This is a genomic window from Megasphaera sp. SC8-1 (assembly GCF_024436295.1).
Lineage (GTDB): Bacteria > Bacillota > Negativicutes > Veillonellales > Megasphaeraceae > Megasphaera > Megasphaera elsdenii.
The window spans coordinates 1-20,655 of sequence record NZ_JANFQH010000011.1 but is presented as its reverse complement, the minus strand read 5'-3'; the positions used below and the strand labels follow the sequence as shown (position 1 = coordinate 20,655).

Sequence of the window (20,655 nt, the reverse complement as noted above, 5' to 3'; positions counted from 1 at the left end):
ATGTATACGGAACGGATTTGCGTCTTTGGTATCGTCCAGGGCGTCGGCTTCCGGCCCTTCGTCAGCCGCATCGCAACGGCCCACTCGATTTGCGGGACGGTCTGCAACAAGGGCTCTTACGTGGAAATCCTGGCCCAAGGGTCCCAATCAGACCTGGCCGCTTTCCGCGAGGATCTGGAGGCCAGGGCGCCGGAACGGTCGGCTATTTTGAAGGTCCTTCGGGAAAGCGAAGACCGGCCGCCTTATGAGGCCTTTTCCATTGTCGAAAGCGCCAGGGAAGAAGGCGATATCTTCGTCTCGCCGGACATTGCCATCTGCGATGCCTGTAAGAAAGAACTCTTTGACAAGACGAACCGCCGCTATCTCCATCCCTTCATCAACTGCACGGCCTGCGGGCCGCGGCTGACCATCCTCGACGCCATGCCCTATGACCGCGAGCGGACGAGTATGGGCGAATTTCCCATGTGCCCGCAGTGCGAATATGAATATACCCACGCCGAGACGCGGCGTTACGATGCCCAGCCCGTCTGCTGCAACGACTGTGGTCCCGAAGTCTATCTCCTGGACCGGCCCGAACGGCGCCGTCAGGCCATCGTCGCAGCCAGACAGGCTATCGTCGATGGGAAGATCATCGCCATCAAGGGCATCGGCGGCTTTCACCTGTGCTGTGATGCCCGCAATGAACAGGCTGTCCGGACACTGCGCCAGCGCAAGCGGCGGCCTGTGAAGCCCTTTGCCGTCATGATGAAGGACCTCGAAGCCGTTCGCCGGCAGTGCGTCATTCCCGACGGGGCGGAAAAGGTTCTCGACGGCCATCAGAAGCCCATCGTCTTACTGCCTAAGAAAAGCGGTCAGACCTTGGCGCCGTCCATCGCGCCGGGCAATCCGTCCGTCGGCGTCATGCTGCCCTATACGCCGCTCCATCTCTTGCTGTTTACCTATGACGATGACCTTTCCGTACCGGATGCGCTGGTCATGACCAGTGCCAATGAGTCCGGCGCGCCCATCTGCCATAACGATGAGGAAGCGCGGCAGGAATTATCCGGCCTTTGCGACCTCGTTTTGAGCCATAACCGCCGCATCCGCCTGCGGGCCGACGATTCGGTCATGGACTGGTATGACGGCAGGCCCTATATGATACGCCGGTCCCGGGGCTATGCACCGCTGCCTTTCTTCTATGGCAGGGGAAGCGGCAAGGACGTCCTGGCTATGGGCGGGGAACTGAAGAACTGTTTCTGTATCGGCCGGAACAACTTGTTCTATCCATCGCCGTACATCGGCGATATGGCCGATATCCGCACGGTCGAAGCCCTGCGCCAGTCCATCCGCCGCATGACGACGCTCCTCGAAGCGAAACCGGCTGTCGTCGCCTGTGACCTGCATCCGCGTTATAATACGACGGCTGTAGCCCATGAACTGGGCCTGCCCGTCGTCGCCGTCCAGCACCATTATGCCCATATCTTGTCCTGCATGGCTGAAAATGGCTGTGAACAGCCCGTCATCGGCGTCGCCTTTGACGGCACCGGTTATGGGACGGACGGGACGATTTGGGGCGGCGAAATCCTGGTCAGCCAGGTCCAGGGCTTCCGCCGGGCTGGGTCCATCCAGCCTTTCTGGCAGCGCGGCGGCGATGCCTCTGCCCGCGAAGGCTGGCGCATTGCTGTCAGCCTCATCGACGGCTTGCAAGAAGACCGGGAAAAGGCCTCGGCCATCATCGATGAACTACAGCTCTGCAGCGCTGTAGAAAAGCAGGCCCAGTTTTTCCTGGCTGACCAGCAGATCAACAGCGTCTTGTCGACCAGTGCCGGCCGCCTCTTCGATGGCGTCAGCGCCATCCTCGGCATTTGCCGGGCTTCGACCTTTGAAGGTCAGGCGTCGATGGCCCTGCAGTTTGCGGCGGAGACCTGGGAAAAAGAACACCCTCAGCCGGCCGTGCAGCCCATGGCACCGCTCCACGATAAAGAGCGCCTGCTCTTGCCGACCGGGGCCCTGGTCCAGCGTTTTCTGGAAGAACGCCTGGCTGGAGGGAATACGGGCCAGCTGGCCTATGTCTTCCATCGTGACCTGGCGGCTATGATCGCCGGTGCCTGCCTGGCTGTCCGCGAGGAAACGGGCCTGACGACGGCCGCCCTGAGCGGCGGCGTCTTCCAGAACCGTCTGCTCCTGCGCCTTTGTGACCAGACCCTGCAGCAGCTGGGCTTCACCGTCCTGAAGCACAGTACGGTCCCGCCCAACGACGGCGGCATCGCCTTAGGACAGGCCGTTTACGCCGCGTATATGTAGGGGCCGTCCCAACGGGCGGCCCGCCTGGAACAATGATGTATGCATTATAAATACATGCGCAGGCCATCGCGTAGGGGCCGTCCCAACGGGCGGCCCGCCTGGACAATGATGTACACATTATAAATACATGCGCAGGCCACCGTTCGTAGGGGCCGTCCCAACGGGCGGCCCGCCTGGACAATGATGTATGCATTATAAATACATGCGCAGGCCACCGTTCGTAGGGGCCGTCCCAACGGGCGGCCCGCTTGGACAATGATGTACACATTATAAATACATGGCAGGCCATCGCGTAGGGGCCGTCCCAAAGGGCGGCCCGCTTGGAACAATGATGTACACGTTATACATGTTCGATGATATAAAAGGAGGAATTATCATGTGTGTAGGATTACCGGCACGTGTTATGAAAATACAGAATGGAATGGCCCTCGTCGATGCTTCCGGAGCCAAACGGGAAGTATCGGCAGCCCTTATTGATGAACTGGATCCTGGCGATTACGTCATGGTCCACGCCGGCATGGCTATTGCCAAGATTACCAATAATGATGCCGACGAAACCGACGATATCCTGGAGGAACTGGACTGATGGCAGAAGCAAAGAAGCGGACGGCCCTGGATATCATCCGCAGTTATGACGGGCCGAAAATCCGCATCATGGAAGTCTGCGGGACCCACACCCATGAAATCTTCCGACAGGGCATCCGCCAGATCCTGCCGTCCCAGGTCGACGTCATTTCCGGACCGGGCTGCCCGGTCTGCGTCACGCCGGTCGGCTATATCGACCAGGCTATCTGGCTGGCTCTGGAAAAAGGCGTCACCATCTGCACCTTTGGCGACCTCGTCCGCGTCCCCGGCAGTACGATGAGCCTGGCTGACGCCCGCAGTGAGGGGGCTCATGTGGAGATCGTCTATTCGCCCCTCGATGCCTACGACTATGCCAAGGCGCACCCGGATGAAGACGTCGTCTTCTTGTCCGTCGGCTTTGAAACGACGACACCGCCGTCGTGCCTGGCCGTCAAACAGGCCGTCGCCGACGGGATGACGAATTTCTCCCTGCTCACGGCCAATAAGACCATGCCCATGGCCTATGAAGCGATGAAAGACAGCGCCGATGCCTTCCTCTATCCCGGCCATGTCGACGCCGTCATGGGGACCGGTGACGGCGAAGCCATGCTGAAAGAAGGCGTATCCGGTGTCGTCGCCGGTTTTACGGCCAAGGAACTGCTCACGGCCTTTGCCGTCATCCTGGCCAAGTTCCCCCAGGGGAAACCGTTCTTTAAGAACTGCTATCCCCGCGTCGTCAAAGCCGAAGGCAGCCCGGCAGCACAGGCCCTCATGAAAGAAGTCATGGAACCGTGCGATTCGGAATGGCGCGGCTTAGGCGTCATCCCCCAGTCGGGTCAGCAGCTGCGGCCCGCTTTCGCTGTCTGTGACGCCCGCAAGAAATACGGCGTACCCGATATGGACGGTCGCGCCAACCCGGCCTGCCGCTGCGGCGACATCCTGAAAGGTCAGTGCAAGCCGCCCCAGTGCCCGCTCTTCGGCAAGGTCTGCACGCCGGAACATCCTGTAGGAGCCTGCATGGTTTCCCATGAAGGGGCCTGCTCGGCTTATTATTTATATGGAGGCAATTTACATGAGTGATGTCATTACCTTAGCCCACGGTGCCGGCGGTAAACAGACTGCCGAACTCATCGACCGTGTCTTTAAAGCGCATTTTTCCAATCCCCAGTTCACCGGTGACGACGCCGCTGTCCTGCCCATCGGCGGGGCTAACCTGGCTTTCACGACGGATGGCTTCATCGTCTCGCCGCCGGAATTTCCAGGTGGCAATATCGGTAAACTTAGCATCTGCGGGACCGTCAACGACTTGTCCTGCATGGGCGCCAAGCCCTTATATCTGTCGTGTGCCTTCGTCATCGAAGAAGGCTTCCCCCTGGCCAAAGTCGAAGAATACGCTGCGGCCATGGCCAAGACGGCTGCCGAAGCCGGCGTGCGCATCGTCGCCGGCGATACGAAAGTCGCCGGTAAAGGCCAGGTCGACCACCTGTTCATTACGACGACGGGGATCGGCCAGATCGTCGACGGCGTCCATACGTCGGGAACTCTGGCCCGGCCTGGGGATGCCGTCATCGTCAGCGGCGACGTCGGCCGTCACGGCTGCACGATTCTCCTGGCCCGCAACCAGTTCGGCATCGACGCCGACGTGACCAGTGACTGTGCGCCCCTGTGGGGGACTGTCGAAGCCATGCTGGATACGACCAAGGACATTCACGTCATCCGCGATGCGACTCGCGGCGGCGTCGGCACGGTCCTCTACGAAATCGCCGGCCAGAGCCATGTCGGCATCCATTTGGACAGCCAGGCTATCCCCGTCGATCCGGCCGTCCGCGGCGTCTGCGGCATGCTCGGTTTGGAACCGCTTTACCTGGCCTGTGAAGGCCGTTTGGTCATCTTTGCGCCTAAAGCCGTTGCCGGCGATATTGTCGCCACCCTGCGTCAGGGCAAATATTCGAAAGATGCGGCCATCATCGGCGAAGTCACAGCCGACCAGCCGGGCCGGGTCATCATGCGTACGGAAATCGGCGCGGAAACGCTGCTGCCGCCGCCGGGCGGTGAACTGCTGCCGCGCATCTGCTGAGGAGGAGGGAGAGCATGATTTACGAAAATGAAATCCATCCACCCCAGGTGCCGCGGTATCACGTCACGCCGGACGGAGCTGAAATCGCCATCGGCCAGGCATCGTTCCCCAAGCCGTTCCATATCGGCTTGCAATATGCTTCGCCGGCCCGGGGCCACTGGACCATCGCCCATTCGCCCATGCTCATCCCCGGTTGTCACGAAATCTACGTCTGCTGCGCCTGCTGCCTTCACGGTGTCGTCTTGTCGGCCGATGAAGTCCCGGACGGTGCCGGCCGTTTCTCCATGGTCACCTTGACCAATGAAAACCTGATCAAAGGCAATCTGGAAGAGATGATGATCGATGGCATTTCCCATATCATCGACGATATGCCCGAACGTCCGAAGTGCGTCGAAGGCTTTACCAGCTGTATGCAGCATTTCCTGCACATCGACTTGCACGTCGTCTACGATACGCTGCGTCAGAAATATCCCGACATCGATTTTATCGACGGCTACATGATTCCGACTCTGCAGCGGCGCTTTACGCCGGATATCCTCGGCCGGCGCCAGCTCGTGCGGGCTGTCCAGCCCCTGCCGAAACAGAAGGCTGTCAACTATGTCGTCAATTACTATCCCGTCGACGAAGACAATGAATTGACGGTCATGCTCCGCCAGGGGGGCTACGCTATCCACGATTTCGCTGCCTGCAAGACCTATGAAGAATACAAGGCCATGGGCGAATCGCAGGCGAATATCTATTTCCTGGAAAATGCCGGCCCTGCCGCCAAGGACATGGAAAAGCGACTGGATCAGCAGGCCCTGTATCTGCCTTATGCCTATGACTATGAAACTTTGCGCCGCAACCTGCAGCAGGCAGCCCAAATCCTGGGCCTTGACCTGCCGGACTGCGACGCCTATGAACGGGCTGTCGAAGAAAAAGTAAGGGCTCTGAAGGAACGAGTCGGCGACACGCACATCGCCATCGACTATACGGCGACGCCGCGGCCCCTGGGATTGGCCAAGTTTCTCTTGATTCACGGCTTCAATGTCTATGCCGTCTATCTCGATGCCATTTCGCCGGACGAAAAGGATACCTTCCAGTTCCTGCAGACCCACTATCCGGACCTGTCCCTGCGTTCGACGATGCATTTCAAGCGCCGTCTCCTGCCGCGCGACGACAGCCGAAAGTATGGGAAAGTCCTGGCCATCGGCCAGATGGCGGCGTATTTTACCGATACGAAGTACTTCGTCAATCTGATTGAAAACAGCGGCCTCTATGGCTATGTCGGCCTACTCAAGCTCCTCGATTGGATCGGTCGGGCTGACGAAGCCGAAAATCCCAAGATGCGGGATATCATTCAAATCAAAGCTTGGGGGTGTCACGGTTGAAACAAGCACAACGCGTCTTATCGACGTATGCTGTCGACATGTTCGGCATTGCGTCGTCGCTCTTTGAGTTAGGCGGCCTCATCGTCATGCACGATGCATCGGGCTGTAATTCGACATACGATACGCACGACGAACCGCGGTGGTACGATACGCCGAGTATGGTCTATATTTCCGGTCTCAACGAAATCGATACCATCCAGGGCAATGACCAGCGCCTCGTCGACGATATCGCTGAAGCCGTGGAAGCGGCCCATCCCCGATTTGTCGCCATCGGCGGCAGTCCCATGCCGAACGCCATCGGCACGGACTTCAAGGCTATCGAGCGCCTGGTTGCGGCCCGGACGGGCCTGCCGACGCTGGGTTTCCGGACCGACGGTATCCACAGCTATCTGCCCGGTGCCGGCGGCGCCTATGTCTGGCTGGCCAAGACCTTCGTCAAGGCGCCGGAAAAGGCCCCGCAGCGACCGGCAAAGCGGGTCAATCTCCTAGGGCTGACGCCATTGGACTTTTCCGTCGTCGGTAATGCGACGACGCTCAAGCAAATCGTTACCGATGCCGGCTTTACCTTGCAGAGTTCGTGGTCCATGGGGGACACGCTGGACCAGCTGGCGACGGCTGCCAATGCCGACGTCAACGTCGTCCTGTCGTCGACGGCCTTCTACCTGGCCCAATACCTGCGCGACACCTACGGCATCCCGTATGTCGTAGGCATCCCCGTGGGCGAAAAGGGGACGGCGGACTGGCTGGAAGCTCTGCGGAACTGCGATTCGTCGTATCTCACGGGCTTTACAGGACAAGAAAAATATATTAGAGCCCAGTATGCCCTGGCCGACCTCAACGCCTGGAAGACGGAACAGGCCTACGACGATACGCCGTGCGACGTCCTGGTCATCGGTGAACCGGTCTACCTGCTGTCGATGAAGGCTTTCCTCCAGCAGGAAATGGGCCTTTCCGACGTCCGCCTGCTCTGCCCTCTGGCCGATGCGCCGCGGTGGCTCCTGGAACAGGTCGAAGTGGCCAGTGTGGAAGACGTCATCCGTCAGGAATGTCACAAAGCCCGCCGGGTCATTGCCGACCCGATTTATGCCCGGCTCTTGCCGGACGAAAAGGAAAAATTCGTTTCCATGTCCCATGAAGCCTATTCCGGCCGTCATTACCACGCTGACATGCCGATCTTCGTCGGGCCGTCCTTTACGGCATGGATGAAAGAGAAGTTGACTTGAGGAGGAAGACGTATGAGAAAATTTGCGATTTATGGGAAAGGCGGCATCGGCAAGTCGACGACGACGGCAAACTTATCGGCGGCTCTGTCCATGATGGGGAAAAAAGTCGTCCAAGTCGGCTGCGACCCTAAGGCCGATTCGACGCTGAACCTCTTGCACGGCGAACCGGTCATGCCGGTCATGGATTACTATCGGAAATATACGGAAGGACCGGACTTCGAGCACATCGGCAAAGAAGGTTTCGGCGGCGTCTTCTGCATCGAAACGGGCGGACCTACGCCGGGTCTGGGCTGTGCCGGCCGGGGCATCATTGCCACCTTCGACCTCATGGACGAACAGGAAGTCTTCCAGAAGCTCCAGCCTGACGTCGTCTTGTATGATGTCCTGGGCGACGTCGTCTGCGGCGGTTTCTCCGCGCCTATCCGCGATGGTTATGCCGATGAAATCTTTATCGTCACGTCCGGCGAAAAGATGGCTCTCTATGCAGCGGCCAACATCATCAAGGCCGTCGAGAATTTCAAGAGCCGCGGCTATGCCCAGGTCAAGGGCATCATCCTCAACCGCCGCAATGTCGACGACGAATACGAACTGGTCAAGGCCTTCGCAGACGAACACGGCCTGCCTATCGTAGCCGACATTCCCCGGAGCAAGGATATCCAGTATTATGAAAATAAGGGCATGACCGTCGTCGAAGGCAATCCGGACCTGGCGGTCAGCCAGATTTATCAGGACTTGGCCCGGAAACTGCTTCAGGCCTAGGAAGGGGACGATGTTATGGGAATGAATGATACGCCATCAGGCGAACGGGTCCATATCGGTTTCTTTGGCCGCCGCAATGCCGGGAAATCGAGTGTCGTCAACGCCGTGACCGGCCAGGACCTGTCTATCGTATCGGCGACGAAAGGGACGACGACGGACCCGGTCTACAAGGCTATGGAACTCCTGCCCCTGGGGCCGGTGGTCATCATCGACACGCCGGGCTTCGACGATGTCGGGGCCCTGGGCGAGGAACGGGTGCGCCGGACGAAGCAGGTCCTCAACAAGACGGATATAGCCGTCGTCATCATCGATGCTGCGGAAGGAAGGTCGCCGGCTGACGACGAAGTCCTGGCTCTCATCCGGGACAAGAACCTGCCTTACCTCATCGTCTATAATAAGGCGGACCTGCTGGACCAGCCCTTCAAGGCGCAGGACCATGAAATCTACGTCAGCGCCTTGAAGGGAGAAGGCATCCACGAACTCAAAGAGCGCCTGGCCCGCCTGAAGCCCGTCGAAACGGCATCGCCTATCGTGAGCGACCTCATCCAGGGCGGCGATTTCGTCGTCCTCGTCGTCCCCATCGATACGGCAGCGCCGAAAGGGCGCCTCATCCTGCCGCAGCAGCAGACTATCCGGGAAATCATCGACAACGACAGCGCGGCTATCGTCGTCAAGGAATATGAACTGCGCCATACGCTGGAATGTCTGGGCCAGAAGCCGGCCCTGGTCATTACGGACAGTCAGGTCTTTGCCAAAGTGTCGGCCGATACGCCTATGGACGTGCGCCTGACGTCGTTCTCCATCCTCATGGCTCGACATAAAGGCCTGCTGGAAACGGCCGTCCGCGGCGTCACGGCCATAGAAAAACTGCAAGACGGCGATACAGTCCTCATTGCCGAAGGCTGTACCCATCATCGCCAGTGCGACGACATCGGCACGGTCAAGATTCCCCGCTGGCTTCGTAATTATACGCATAAGGATATCCGCATCGAAACGGCCAGCGGCCGCGATTTTCCGGAAGACTTGTCGCCGTATGCCTTGGTCATCCACTGCGGCGGTTGTATGCTCAACGGCAGGGAAGTCCAATACCGCATGAAGTGCGCCGCCGACCAGGCTGTGCCCATTACCAACTACGGCATCGCCATTGCCTACATGCAGGGCATCTTGAAACGCAGCCTCAGCGTCTTCCCGTACTTGCAGTCGCTGGTTTAAAAAATAGTTTGTAGTATGGAGTTTGTAGAAAATGGTAGGGCGGTTGCTGAAACGGACCGCTGTAGAGGGGGCGCCCGTTTTAGGAGGGATTTGAATGGAAAAAACGCGTATCGAACGCGATGTACTGGGTGAAGTGGAGTTACCTGAAGGGACGATGTACGGTATCAATACGGCCAGGGCCTTGGAAAATTTCCCTTTAGGCCATAAGCGGACAGCGATGGATCTCATTTATGCCATGGTGACCGTTAAGAAAGCCGCTGCTCTGACTTATGCCCGCCTCGGTGTCCGTGAAGACGGGATTTATCAGGCCATCGCCGCGGCTTGCGACGCTATCTTGGCCGGTCAGTATGACGATGCTTTTGTAACCGAAGCCCTTCAAGGCGGCGCCGGTACGTCGACGAACATGAACGTCAATGAAGTCATTGCCAACGCGGCCTTGCTGAAGCTGGGGAAACAGCCCGGGCAGTACGACGTCATCCATCCCCTGGATGACGTCAACCGCGGCCAGTCGACGAATGACGTCTACCCGACGGCCCTGCGGATCGCCGCCATCCGCAAGCTGCGGGAACTGAGCCAGGCTTGTGCCGACTTGCAGGAAGCCTTCCAGCATAAAGAGCAGGCCTATGAAAAGACGTATAAATTGGGGCGGACGGAGCTCATGGATGCCGTTCCCATGACGGCAGGCGAAGAATTTGGCGCCTATGCCCAGGCCTTGTCCCGTGACCGCTGGCGTTTGTATAAAATCGAAGAACGCCTGCGCATGGTTAACCTTGGTGGCACGGCTATCGGCACATCCGATACGGCATCACGGCAGTACCGCTATGAAGTCATTGAGGAATTGCGCCGTTTGACGGGCATCGGCCTGGCTGCGGCAGAATACCCTGTCGACCTGACCCAGAACAACGACGTCTTCGTCGAAGTGTCGGGCTTGCTCAAGGCCCTGGCCGTCAACTTGATGAAAATTGCCAATGATTTGCGCCTCATGAATTCCGGCCCTCACGGCGGCATCGGTGAAATCCGCCTGCCTGCCCGTCAGCAGGGCAGTTCCATCATGCCCGGCAAGGTCAATCCGGTCATCCCGGAAATGGTCATGCAGTGTGCCATGAAAGTAATGGCTGACGACAGCGCCATCGCCATGGCCGCTGCCCACGGCGAATTTGAACTCAACGCCTTTGAACCGCTCATCGCCGACTGCCTCCTGGAAAGCCTGCAGCTCCTGATCCGGTCGGTACGCATCTTCCAGACGGCCTGTGTCGAAGGCCTGGAAGTACGGGAAGACCGGTGCCAGCAGCATTTGAAGGCATCTGCCGCCTTCGGGGCGGCCTACATCGGCGCTTTGGGCTATGATACGGTGAGCCGCATCATCAAGGACCATGAACCGGACGAAGCGCGGCGCATCTTGGAATCTATGGTGAAAAAGTAAGCCATGAATGGAAAGAGGGGCCTTATGTCGAATTTATCCTTGAAACTCGAACAAAAAGCGAAAATACTGCAGGTCCAGCGATTGACCATCCAGATGCTGGCCCTCCATGGCCAGGATTTGGTAGATTTCTTGCAGGAAAAAGTGACGGCTAACCCCTTGATGGACATCTGCTATCATGATGTCCGGGCCGACGAAGAAAAGGGCCGTAAAGCTATCGAGAATGTGCACAATCACGGCGCCTCCCTGGAAGCGAAGCTCATGGCCCAGCTGCGGGTCCAGACCCTGCCGAAACCGGTCATGCTGGCGGCGGGCCTGGTCATCGGCTCCCTCGATGCCAAAGGGTTTTTCCAGGGTGACTTAGCTTCTCTGGGCCGGGCTTACCAGTTGGGACCGGCCGATATGGAAAAAGGACTGGCCCTCGTCCAGTCCTTCGACCCGCCGGGCATTGCCGCCAGGGATCTCCGTGAAGCCCTGCTCATCCAGACCCGGCGGGCCCGCAAGGCGCCTCGCCAGGCGGAAGCCCTGCTAGAAAAGCATTATGACGATTTTCTCCAGGGGAAGTGGCAGAAAATCCAGGCTTCCCTGGGCTTGTCGGACTCGGAATTGCGGGATATCCGGGATTTTTTCAAGAGCCTGTCCCTCCAGCCGGCCAGCCAGATCGTCCAGGAAGAGGTATATATCCGGCCCGATATAGAAATCTACTGCGATGCCAAAGGCCAGCTGACCCAGCGGTCCCTTGAGGACATACCGGATGTCTATTTCCGCGATGATTTATACGACCAGTATGCCGCCCGGGGGGACAAGGAAATCTTGGATTACATCCGCAAAGCCCGCCGGGATTTTACCGATTTGGCCTCAGCCCTGGCTTACCGCCATCATTCCATCGAACAGGTCGTGGCCTGCCTCATGGACCGGCAGAAGGACTATTTCTTGCACCATCGGTCTTTGCGGCCCCTGCGCCAGAAGGATATCGCTGCCGACACCCAGCTCAGTACGGCGACGGTCAGCCGCGTCTGCCGCCACCGCTATGTCCTGTTTGAAGGGCGGATATATCCGCTCCAATCTTTTTTAGCGACGGCTTATCCTTCCGATACCGAAGGCAGTGTATCCGATAAGGTCGTCATGGAGAAAATCGCCGCCCTCGTCGCCGGTGAAGACAAAAGCCATCCTTATTCGGACCAGGACCTGTCTGAGTGCCTGGCTTTGTCGGACCGGATTTCCGTGGCCCGGCGGACAGTAACCAAACTCCGGCAGAAGCTGAATATCCCCAACAGCCGTATCCGCCGGTTGTAAGCGAGGCGTTACCACATCTTAATACCCTCTTAACGCACATATGCGTTAGGGTGAGTTGATTTTAACGCACGTGTGTGTTAGAATCGACACAAAGGATGTGATACGATGTATAGGTTTCCTACCGAAGAAAGCTTGACCGTAGAATTTAAAAGCGACAGAAATTGTTTACCTGATAACGATATTATTGATGCTGTTGTAGCTTTTGCCAATACAGAAGGTGGCGATTTGTATCTTGGTATAGAGGATGATGGTACAATAACAGGTCTCCATCCTAAACATAGGGATATCACTCGTCTTACTGCCTTCATTGCCAATAAAACAGTTCCTCCAGTCAGCACACGTGCGACAATACTTCATGATGGGCAATGTGATGTTTTGAAGTTAAGTGTTCCCCGATATACTTCGATTGTAGCAAGTGCTGCTGGAAAAATACAAAAACGTCGATTAAAAGCAGATCATACACCAGAAAATGTTCCTTTATATCCCTATGAAATTCCTCAGCGGCTTTCCAGTTTGTCTTTATTGGATTTCTCTGCACAACCATTGCCTGACTCAACCCGGGATGATTTGAGTGTTGCCGAACGGGAACGGTTGCGTCATATTATTCGTACCTATCATGGAGAGTCCGCACTTTTGGAGCTAGATGATCTGGAGCTGGATAAAGCTCTTCGGCTTGTCACCCAAATAGGCGAAGGCTATATTCCTACGGTCACCGGAATGTTGCTCATTGGTCGTGCAGAGCGCCTGCAGGAACTTATCCCTACAGCGGAATCATCTATACAAATTATGGATAATGCGCAACTTCGCGTCAACGAAACATTTACTCTCCCTCTGCTGGCCAGCATTGAAAAAATTAATACGTACTTTCTTTCTATTAACCAGGAAGATGAAATTGATGTTGGCTTATTCCGTGTTCCCATTCCACATTATGCTCCTCAGGCATTTCGTGAAGCGCTCATCAATGCGTATAGTCATCGGGACTATTCCATGCTGGGACGTGTCCGTGTTCTTATTGAACGCGATGGCATGACTATTGCTAATCCTGGTGGCTTTATCCAGGGCATTACTTATGATTCTCTGTTAGATGCTGAACCTCATGGTCGAAATCCCGTGCTTGCTGATTGTTTAAAACGCATTGGAATGGCCGAACGGTCTGGCCGGGGTATTGACCGTATCTATGCTGGTAGTTTGCGCTATGGCAAACTGCCACCAGACTACAGCCAATCTACTGATACTTCTGTGCGGCTTTATATCCCGGACAGTCGTCCTGATAAAAATTTTGTCCGCTTACTCATAGAAGAACAAGAAAAACTGAACCGTGATTTTACCGTTTATGAACTCTTAATTCTCAATTTATTGAAAACACATCACCGGATGTCACAAAAGGAAATAGCTGATGCTGCCGGAATTCCTTCATATAAGCTCCCAACTACGCTTGAATCGCTTGTAGAATCTGGCCTGATTGAGGCGATAGGACGGGGAAAAAGTCGTGGATATTTTCTCAGTGCCCATCTATATCAGCGACAAGAGAACACCATTGGATATGTGCGTCAAACTGACATTGATACAGTTCGTTACCCGGAACTCATCTTGAAGCTGGCTCAAAAGCAAGGACTGGTAACAAGATCAGATGTTGTCAAGCTTCTTCACGTTTCACCAGCTCAAGCTTATCATCTACTTAATAAGTTAAAGAAAAATCATAAACTTATTTTAGAAGGGCGAGGGAAATATGCCCACTATAAGCCAGTGAGTCGGCAATAGTCATGAAGATACTGAGAGGAAAATTGTATTTCAGCACACGTTTCACACATCTTAACGCACATGTGCGTTAAACATATTGATTCTAACACATGCATGTGTTAAGGTGCGTTGGTTACCGGTGCAACTTGTTGAAAATCGTCTGGCGCGATACATTGAGTAATTTGGCTATATCCTTCTGGCTATAGCCTTTTTCTTGCAGCTCTCCGATGAGTATCTGCTGGATCGTCTTTTCCAGGTGCTTCATGTCCAGCTGGAGCGATGCTGTATCGAGGAGACTTTCCTTCCGGTTTTCGTCGGGGATGTCAAATAATGAATCATAAGCCCCATTCAGGGTGTCGCCGAAGATGTAATAACGCAAGGCGACGCTGTGCAGTTCGCGGATATTGCCCCACCAGTCATGCTGGATGAGGGCTTTTTTTAATATTTTGGGAAGGGAAACTTGGCGATGGCTGAAGCTTTGCAGGAAGTACGAGAATAAGTAGAGAACATCATCAGGCCGGTCGTTCAGAGATGGCAGGCTCAGGCGCAGGGTATTTGTCCTCAAAATGGTGAGCCGCCGTCATACCCGTCTTGGACGATTTGCGGCAGAAGCGGACAACCGACGATGGCCGTATCTGGTGTGACCGGAATCTGACGGACCTGGGCCAGTAGTTCTAAATGGGTCTTATCCAGGCTGTAGCGGCGATAGAAGACGATTTTTTTTACGCAGCTCTTCCGGGCAGGCGTCTTTGTTGAACATGAAGTTTTCGTTGAGGAGCAAATGGATCTTCTTATATTTCGGCGCAATGGAACGGAGCGTATATAAGGCATCGTTCGTCGAACTGAACAGGCAGAGGATGGGGATGGTGTCGATGACCTTGGTCAATATCTGGTGAGACCCGCTGTTGGTGATGATGACCTTGGCGCCCTGGCGGATGAGGTCGCGGGCCTGGTCGATGAGACGGGGAAAATCGATGATTTCTATTTTGATGCGGAAAGAGTGTTGGGTTAATTTTTCATTACTCAGAATGAACAGGACAACCGGAATTATGCCAAATTTGCCAAAATCGCCATGTTCGAGCCGTCCGATTCGCAGGAATGCATCGACATGACCAAGGAAGCCTATCGGGTCAGTGAAACCTATGACGTCCCGGTCATGATTCGCATGACGACCCGAGTCTGCCATTCCAAGAGCCTCGTCGAAGAAAAAGACCGCCAGGAAGTGGCGCCCGTCCTCTATCAGAAACAGCGGGATAAAATGGATGCCGTACCGGCCATTTCCAAGAGACGCCGCTATGTCATCGAAGAACGGGAAGAAAAATTGAAGGGCTATGCCGAAAGCTGTCCTTTCAATGAAATCGAGATGAACGACACGAAAATTGGCATTATCGCAGCCGGTGCGGCTTATCTGTATGCTAAGGAAGCCTTAGGCGATAAAGCGTTGTATTTGAAGCTGGGCTTTACTTATCCTCTGCCGATGGAGAAAATCAAAACCTTTTCCGATAACTTTGATGAACTCTACGTCATCGAAGAACTGGACCTCTTTATGGAAGAACAGATACGCCATCGGAAAGACACGGTCATGATCGGCGATATCGGCTGTTACGCCTTAGGCGGGGCGGCGCCGCTCAACGCCAAGGACCTGGCCGTCTGCATGGGCGATTCGACGTTCTTCCATACGGGCATCAATTCCCTGACCGATGTGGCCTATAACGGCTCGAATGCCATCTGTGTCATCCTGGACAACCGCATTACCGGTATGACCGGCCATCAGGATAACCCCGGGACGGGCTATAACATCAAAGGGGAACCGGCCACGCTCATCGACGTCGAAACGGTCGTCAAAGCCCTGGGCATCAAGCACGTCCGGACGGTCAATCCCCTGGACCTGAAGGCCATGAAAGAAACGATGGACTGGGCTTTTGCCATGGAAGATGAACCGTCGGTCATCATCACCAAATGGCCTTGTGTCCTCAAAAAGTATTCCAAAGAAGATAAAGCCCAGTTCAACCTCGACAAGACGCCGTGCGTCGTCGATGCGGATAAGTGCATTGGTTGCAAGAAATGCCTCTCCACCGGCTGCCCGGCCCTGCGCTATGACAGTGAAACGAAGAAATCCAGTATTGCTCATGTGGATTGCGTCGGCTGTACGGTCTGCATGCAGGTCTGCCCGGTTCAGGCCATTTCCAGAAAGGGGGATAAATAATATGTCAGATATAAAGAGTGTACTCTTCGTCGGTGTCGGCGGCCAGGGTACGATATTAGCCAGCAAAATCCTCACCATAGGCCTCATCGGACATGGCTACGATGTCAAGATGTCCGAAGTCCACGGCGAAGTCCACGGCATGAGCCAGCGCGGCGGCAGCGTCAGTACGCAGGTCCGCTTTTGCTCCAAAGTTTACTCGCCCATCATCGGCGAAGGCTCGGCGGATATCCTCGTTTCCTTTGAAGAAATGGAAGCTGCCCGCTATGCCCGCTTCTTGAAGACAGACGGCAAGATGGTTGTCAATACGGCGCAGCTCCCGTCGCTGCCCGTCCTTTCCGGAGACTGCCCGTATCCCCAGGGAATCGTGGAAGAATTGAAGAAACACGTGCCCGTCTGGGCTTTCGATGCGACGAAGGTCGATGCCATCGTCGAAAGTGAAGAACCGATTAGCCTGGCGCCGAACCGGGAACCGAGTGCTATTGACCAGCAGATTGCCGAGAATATTTTCCCTTACTTGCACGACGGCATTACCTTGCAACTCGGTATCGGTGGTATGCCCAATGCCTTAGGCAGCCTCATTGCCGGATCGGATTTGAAAGACTTAGGTATGCATACAGAGCTCATGAGTGACGGCTATCTTGACCTGTACCAGTCAGGGAAGATTACTAACGACAAAAAGCCTTTCCAGCGGGGGAAAGGCGTCTTCTCCATTTGTATGGGCTCGAAAGAACTCTATGAATTTTTGGACCATAACCAGGATATCCTGTCGGCACCTATGCATTATGTCAACAATCCAGAAACAATCCGCCAGCTCGATGATTTCATTTCCATCAACAGCTGTATTGCCGTCGACCTCTATGGCCAGGTCTGCTCGGAATCGGCAGGGACACGGCAAATCAGCGGGACTGGCGGCCATCTGGACTTCGTGACCGGCGCCTATGTAGCCGATCATGGCAAAGCCTTCCTGGCCATGCCGTCGAGCCGGGTCGATAAGCAGGGCATCCGTCATTCCAATATCCTGCCTAAGTTCACGGCCGGCGACATCATTACGACGCCGCGGACCCAGGCGCCGTACATGGTCACGGAATACGGCGTAGCCAACCTGTCCGGTCTGGCTACTTGGCAAAGGGCCGAAGCGCTGATTAACATCGCTCATCCCGATGTGCGCGAAGCCCTGATTCAAGCTGCTGAAGCCCAGCGCATCTGGCGGCAGAGAAACAAATGCTAGAAAGTGTCAGGATATTGAACCTCTCCCGCTTATAGAAGCGAGAGATTCTTGAGAAGTTTGATACATGGACTAACGCCTAACAGCCTATTCCAAAGGAGTTAGCTGTCAGGATATCCTTATTCTCAAAGGGCTGTCCAAAAGCCCCTTACACAGTCCCTCGAAATCGAAGTTCTGCTTACTTGAGTAGATACACATTTTGCACTTCTTTTCTACCCGTCGCGATTCGCCTATGGCGTCGTGCTGCGGCAAGGGGGAGTGCTCCTCCGAAAACGGCTCAAAGACCGTTGATTGAAAATACTTTTTTGTTCTCGCAGAAGTTCTAACTGCTATTAATATTATACCACAAGCTCGCCATTCATCCACCACCTAAGAGGTGGGGACGGTGTCAACGAACGCATTCCTGCTGCCACACTTCCGGGATCTCGTAATTTCTTCCGCAGACTGATGGAAAATTACAATGCATAACAGAATAAGCCTAAAAAAATGGTTTATGGAGTATTTTGTTCCATAAGCCAGTTTTTTTACTTATACGAAAGATAGCATGTTGTATTGCTTCATGCGGCGGATATCCTCTTTGGAAATCATCAGAGATTTGATGAGGTCGTCTGTTTCCGGGAGAATTTTTTTTGAAATAAGCATTTTGGTAGCGACGGGCATTAATGGTCGGGAAGAAACGCCGAATCCCATGGCCCATTTGGTGGGAGCATCTAAAAACGACGCGAGGATGCGGATAATATATTTTTCTATATAGGTATCCTGATTCTGGAATTCCATAGTGGTCAGGGCGTCGTAATGGGATATTGTTCCTGTATAAGTGTTTTCACAATTCTGATATTCATTATAATTCTTTATATTCATGTACATGATGGCTGGAAATATATGCTGATTTTCCGGAAATACATTGATAATCGTGCGGTTCAGATGGTTATTACGGCCATCATACATATATATGTACATGTGATTCAGATTTTTGAAGAAATTGGGAACGGTTACAGTTTCTGTTGGGACATTTTCCGGTGGCATGTATAATAACTGCTCGAGGCGGACCTGTAATACCTGTGCAATATCGAACAGGGTATCCAAATCCAAAGAAATTTTACCGCTTTCATATTTGGAAACTGTTGCTTTGCTCTTACAGATGCGATCCGCCAGTTCCTGGACGGTCAGCTTATTCTTTTTCCGGAATGTACGGATTGCCTTACCCGTATTTTCTGTTACCAGAGACATGAAATCACCTCTGATGTCATTGTACACGTTTTTTTGTTTCTTTAAAATATTCAAAATAAAAAAAACAATTGAAAAAACATGTCTTCTGATGAAATTGGAAGATGATTGGCTCTTATGTTTCGCTTAAAGAAACACAGTGACTATGTTTATGTCTTTAAACGAAACATAGGGGCTTTTGCCAGTGGACATCGGAACTGATATAGTATAAGCATAAACAGAGCGCTCTTACCTATAATAATTATAATTCTGAATAATCGCATATTTGTAGAAAAGAGGAATACTGATGACGTACGATTTTGATGAAATCATTGACAGAAAACATACGAATGCACTCAATACGGATGGGTTCCGTGGCTACATTTTCCATGATTTTGAAGGGAAAAAGACCTTTCCGTTCAAGGACGATGAATTTGTCCGCATGTGGGTAGCCGACATGGAATTTGCCATGTGCCCGGCTATTATCCAGGCAATCAAAGACCGGGCCGACAAGCGCATCATCGGATACAGCCAGGTGTTTGAACCGGAATTTTTCCAGGCCTATAATTCCTGGTGTGAAAAGATGTACGGCTGGACCTATCCGAAAGAAGAAATCTGCTTTTCTCTGGGTATCATACCGGCATTGTATACATTAGTCGATCTGCTTCTTGGCGACTATGATTATGCCATCATCAATACGCCGGCATACGGATATTTCCAGCACCCGATTGATGAACGGCATAAACACGCTATCCACAATAAGCTGAAATGTGATGCCCAGGGAAATTGGGCCATCGATTTTGATGCATTAGAAAAAGACGCCTCCAATCCGTTTGCCAAACTTCTTATCTGGTGCAATCCACAGAATCCGACGGGACGGGTCTGGACAGAAGAAGAACTCCGCAAGGTAGCGGCTATTGTAGAAAAACATAATCTTTGGATTATCAGTGACGAAATCCATTGCGATCTCCTGCGCCAGGGCGTTAAACATATCCCCATGGCTAAGATTATGCCAGAATATAAAAAACTGATTACCTGCACCTCTGTATCCAAAGCATTCAATATGGCGGGGATGATGTTTGCCGAAATCATCATCCGCGATAAAGGGCTGCGCGATCTCTATATCGGTACGACCAATGCCTATGCCATGAACGTAAATCCCCTTTCTATCGCCGCCCATCAGGCAGCTTACGAACACGGGAGTGAATGGCTGGACCAGCTCAAGACGTATCTGGACGGGAATTTCCAGTTTGTGAAGGACACTCTGGACAGAGAACTCCCGGATATCACCTTCCAGATTCCACAGGCAACCTATCTGGCATGGGTCAACATGAATCCGTATCTCGGCGATGTGGAAGATATTCCTGATTTCATGGCTAATAAAGCAGGGGTTCTCCTGGAAGGAGGAGATGCACTCTTTGTCGATAATGCAAAAGGCTATATCCGCCTCAATCTGGCTATGCCGCGGGTTATCGTTGACAAAGGCCTGCAGCGTATCGTAAAGGCCGTTAAAGCCCATCAGGCTGAATAAGGGGTGGCCTACTATGGAAAATGCTACAAAACGTATAGGAATGGCTTCGGGCAGTACCCATTGGGAAAAAGCGGGTATGACTAGGAAGAATGGAAGAAGGCCGTAAAATTCGATAGTACAGACTGGGGCTGGGTAATTATGAGTATTGGCATGGCTATCGGTTCGGGCATTGTCTTCCTGCCGGTACAGGTCGGTCTAGTAGGTCTCTGGGTATTTCTCGCTTCGGCAGTCATCAGCTACCCAATCATGTATGGTTTCCAGCGGCTGTACATTAACACCTTGGCTAGCTCGCCGAAGTGTGAAGATTATGCCAGTGTCATCAGTGGCTATCTGGGAAAAAACTGGGGATTCTTCTTGGGGATTATTTACTTCATCATGATTATTATGGGAGTCATGATGTACTCTACGGCTATCACGAATGACAGTGCTTCCTTTTTGTACAGTTTTGGAGTAACGGATGCTATTTTATCTGAAAATCCTCTGTATGGACTGGTCATCATTGTATTATTGGTCGCAGTCGCTTCCCGTGGGGAACAAATCCTT

General features: G+C 53.8%; 17 protein-coding genes and 1 pseudogene. 15 read left to right on the top strand and 3 right to left on the bottom strand.

Annotated features, from left to right (window positions below; all coding sequences use genetic code 11):
• From hypF to NOS26_RS03655, 11 genes are all read left to right on the top strand, one after another.
• Complete coding sequence (gene hypF, locus NOS26_RS03705) at positions 1–2,283, top strand: carbamoyltransferase HypF (protein ID WP_255917300.1); 2,283 nt, start codon at positions 1–3, stop codon at positions 2,281–2,283.
• A 376-nt stretch (positions 2,284–2,659) separates the two neighbouring features.
• The gene (locus NOS26_RS03700; RefSeq protein ID WP_014015418.1) at positions 2,660–2,869 is read left to right on the top strand and encodes a HypC/HybG/HupF family hydrogenase formation chaperone; all 210 of its coding nucleotides are present in this window, start codon (positions 2,660–2,662) and stop codon (positions 2,867–2,869) included.
• The gene (hypD, locus tag NOS26_RS03695; protein WP_022496894.1) at positions 2,869–3,927 is read left to right on the top strand and encodes a hydrogenase formation protein HypD; all 1,059 of its coding nucleotides are present in this window, start codon (positions 2,869–2,871) and stop codon (positions 3,925–3,927) included. Before NOS26_RS03700 ends, hypD begins: the two co-directional genes overlap by 1 nt.
• Positions 3,920–4,924, top strand: a complete 1,005-nt coding sequence (gene hypE / locus NOS26_RS03690; RefSeq protein WP_022496895.1) for a hydrogenase expression/formation protein HypE — start codon at positions 3,920–3,922, stop codon at positions 4,922–4,924. Before hypD ends, hypE begins: the two co-directional genes overlap by 8 nt.
• A 14-nt stretch (positions 4,925–4,938) precedes the next feature.
• Entirely contained in the window at positions 4,939–6,294 is a 1,356-nt protein-coding gene (locus NOS26_RS03685; protein WP_027895582.1) for a nitrogenase component 1, read from the top strand.
• Positions 6,291–7,517, top strand: coding sequence for a nitrogenase component 1 (locus NOS26_RS03680; protein WP_255917299.1), 1,227 nt, complete (start codon positions 6,291–6,293; stop codon positions 7,515–7,517). Before NOS26_RS03685 ends, NOS26_RS03680 begins: the two co-directional genes overlap by 4 nt.
• 12 nt (positions 7,518–7,529) lie before the next feature.
• A complete protein-coding gene (locus NOS26_RS03675) occupies positions 7,530–8,276 on the top strand; it encodes an AAA family ATPase (RefSeq protein ID WP_014015413.1) in 747 nt (248 codons plus the stop codon).
• 15 nt (positions 8,277–8,291) lie between these two features.
• Entirely contained in the window at positions 8,292–9,488 is a 1,197-nt protein-coding gene (gene hydF / locus NOS26_RS03670) for a [FeFe] hydrogenase H-cluster maturation GTPase HydF (RefSeq protein ID WP_255917298.1), read from the top strand.
• Between the two features lie 94 nt (positions 9,489–9,582).
• Entirely contained in the window at positions 9,583–10,911 is a 1,329-nt protein-coding gene (locus NOS26_RS03665) for an aspartate ammonia-lyase (protein WP_014015411.1), read from the top strand.
• Positions 10,912–10,935: 24 nt separating this feature from the next.
• Positions 10,936–12,204, top strand: a complete 1,269-nt coding sequence (rpoN, locus tag NOS26_RS03660) for an RNA polymerase factor sigma-54 (protein ID WP_014015410.1) — start codon at positions 10,936–10,938, stop codon at positions 12,202–12,204.
• Between the two features lie 105 nt (positions 12,205–12,309).
• Positions 12,310–13,965, top strand: a complete 1,656-nt coding sequence (locus NOS26_RS03655) for an RNA-binding domain-containing protein (protein WP_255917297.1) — start codon at positions 12,310–12,312, stop codon at positions 13,963–13,965.
• A 112-nt stretch (positions 13,966–14,077) separates the two neighbouring features.
• Here the strand turns inward: NOS26_RS03655 and NOS26_RS03650 are convergent, their stop codons facing one another.
• Together NOS26_RS03650 and NOS26_RS03645 are read right to left on the bottom strand one after the other, a co-directional pair.
• Positions 14,078–14,509 carry a helix-turn-helix domain-containing protein gene (locus NOS26_RS03650; RefSeq protein ID WP_255917296.1) on the bottom strand — a complete coding sequence of 144 codons (432 nt, stop codon included), beginning with the start codon at positions 14,507–14,509 and terminating at the stop codon, positions 14,078–14,080.
• A gap of 120 nt (positions 14,510–14,629) precedes the next feature.
• A complete protein-coding gene (locus NOS26_RS03645; RefSeq protein ID WP_255917352.1) occupies positions 14,630–15,130 on the bottom strand; it encodes a hypothetical protein in 501 nt (166 codons plus the stop codon).
• On the opposite strand from NOS26_RS03645, the gene NOS26_RS03640 reads away from it, so the two are divergent.
• Both NOS26_RS03640 and NOS26_RS03635 read left to right on the top strand, forming a co-directional pair.
• Positions 15,017–16,150: a thiamine pyrophosphate-dependent enzyme gene (locus NOS26_RS03640; protein WP_255917295.1), complete on the top strand. Its 1,134-nt coding sequence runs from the start codon at positions 15,017–15,019 to the stop codon at positions 16,148–16,150. The two genes, NOS26_RS03645 and NOS26_RS03640, sit on opposite strands and share 114 nt — an antisense overlap.
• A gap of 1 nt (position 16,151) precedes the next feature.
• Complete coding sequence (locus NOS26_RS03635) at positions 16,152–17,378, top strand: acetyl-CoA hydrolase/transferase C-terminal domain-containing protein (RefSeq protein WP_255917294.1); 1,227 nt, start codon at positions 16,152–16,154, stop codon at positions 17,376–17,378.
• A gap of 525 nt (positions 17,379–17,903) precedes the next feature.
• On the opposite strand, the gene NOS26_RS03630 is transcribed toward NOS26_RS03635, so the two are convergent.
• Positions 17,904–18,659, bottom strand: coding sequence for a helix-turn-helix domain-containing protein (locus NOS26_RS03630; protein WP_255411309.1), 756 nt, complete (start codon positions 18,657–18,659; stop codon positions 17,904–17,906).
• 229 nt (positions 18,660–18,888) lie between these two features.
• Here NOS26_RS03630 and NOS26_RS03625 point away from each other — a divergent pair, with 229 nt between their 5' ends.
• The gene (locus NOS26_RS03625; RefSeq protein ID WP_255917293.1) at positions 18,889–20,112 is read left to right on the top strand and encodes a MalY/PatB family protein; all 1,224 of its coding nucleotides are present in this window, start codon (positions 18,889–18,891) and stop codon (positions 20,110–20,112) included.
• A gap of 40 nt (positions 20,113–20,152) precedes the next feature.
• A pseudogene (locus tag NOS26_RS03620) lies at positions 20,153–20,655 on the top strand (transporter); the annotation flags it as partial.

Coding starts and splice junctions, on each gene's coding strand:
- NOS26_RS03685 (WP_027895582.1), top strand. CDS start 4,939: ATGATTTACGAAAATGAAATCCATCCACCCCAGGTGCCGCGGTATCAC.
- NOS26_RS03700 (WP_014015418.1), top strand. CDS start 2,660: ATGTGTGTAGGATTACCGGCACGTGTTATGAAAATACAGAATGGAATG.
- NOS26_RS03625 (WP_255917293.1), top strand. CDS start 18,889: ATGACGTACGATTTTGATGAAATCATTGACAGAAAACATACGAATGCA.
- hypE (WP_022496895.1), top strand. CDS start 3,920: ATGAGTGATGTCATTACCTTAGCCCACGGTGCCGGCGGTAAACAGACT.
- hydF (WP_255917298.1), top strand. CDS start 8,292: ATGGGAATGAATGATACGCCATCAGGCGAACGGGTCCATATCGGTTTC.
- hypF (WP_255917300.1), top strand. CDS start 1: ATGTATACGGAACGGATTTGCGTCTTTGGTATCGTCCAGGGCGTCGGC.
- NOS26_RS03665 (WP_014015411.1), top strand. CDS start 9,583: ATGGAAAAAACGCGTATCGAACGCGATGTACTGGGTGAAGTGGAGTTA.
- rpoN (WP_014015410.1), top strand. CDS start 10,936: ATGTCGAATTTATCCTTGAAACTCGAACAAAAAGCGAAAATACTGCAG.
- NOS26_RS03675 (WP_014015413.1), top strand. CDS start 7,530: ATGAGAAAATTTGCGATTTATGGGAAAGGCGGCATCGGCAAGTCGACG.
- NOS26_RS03640 (WP_255917295.1), top strand. CDS start 15,017: ATGTTCGAGCCGTCCGATTCGCAGGAATGCATCGACATGACCAAGGAA.
- NOS26_RS03635 (WP_255917294.1), top strand. CDS start 16,152: ATGTCAGATATAAAGAGTGTACTCTTCGTCGGTGTCGGCGGCCAGGGT.
- NOS26_RS03655 (WP_255917297.1), top strand. CDS start 12,310: ATGTATAGGTTTCCTACCGAAGAAAGCTTGACCGTAGAATTTAAAAGC.
- hypD (WP_022496894.1), top strand. CDS start 2,869: ATGGCAGAAGCAAAGAAGCGGACGGCCCTGGATATCATCCGCAGTTAT.
- NOS26_RS03645 (WP_255917352.1), bottom strand. CDS start 15,130: ATGGCAGACTCGGGTCGTCATGCGAATCATGACCGGGACGTCATAGGT.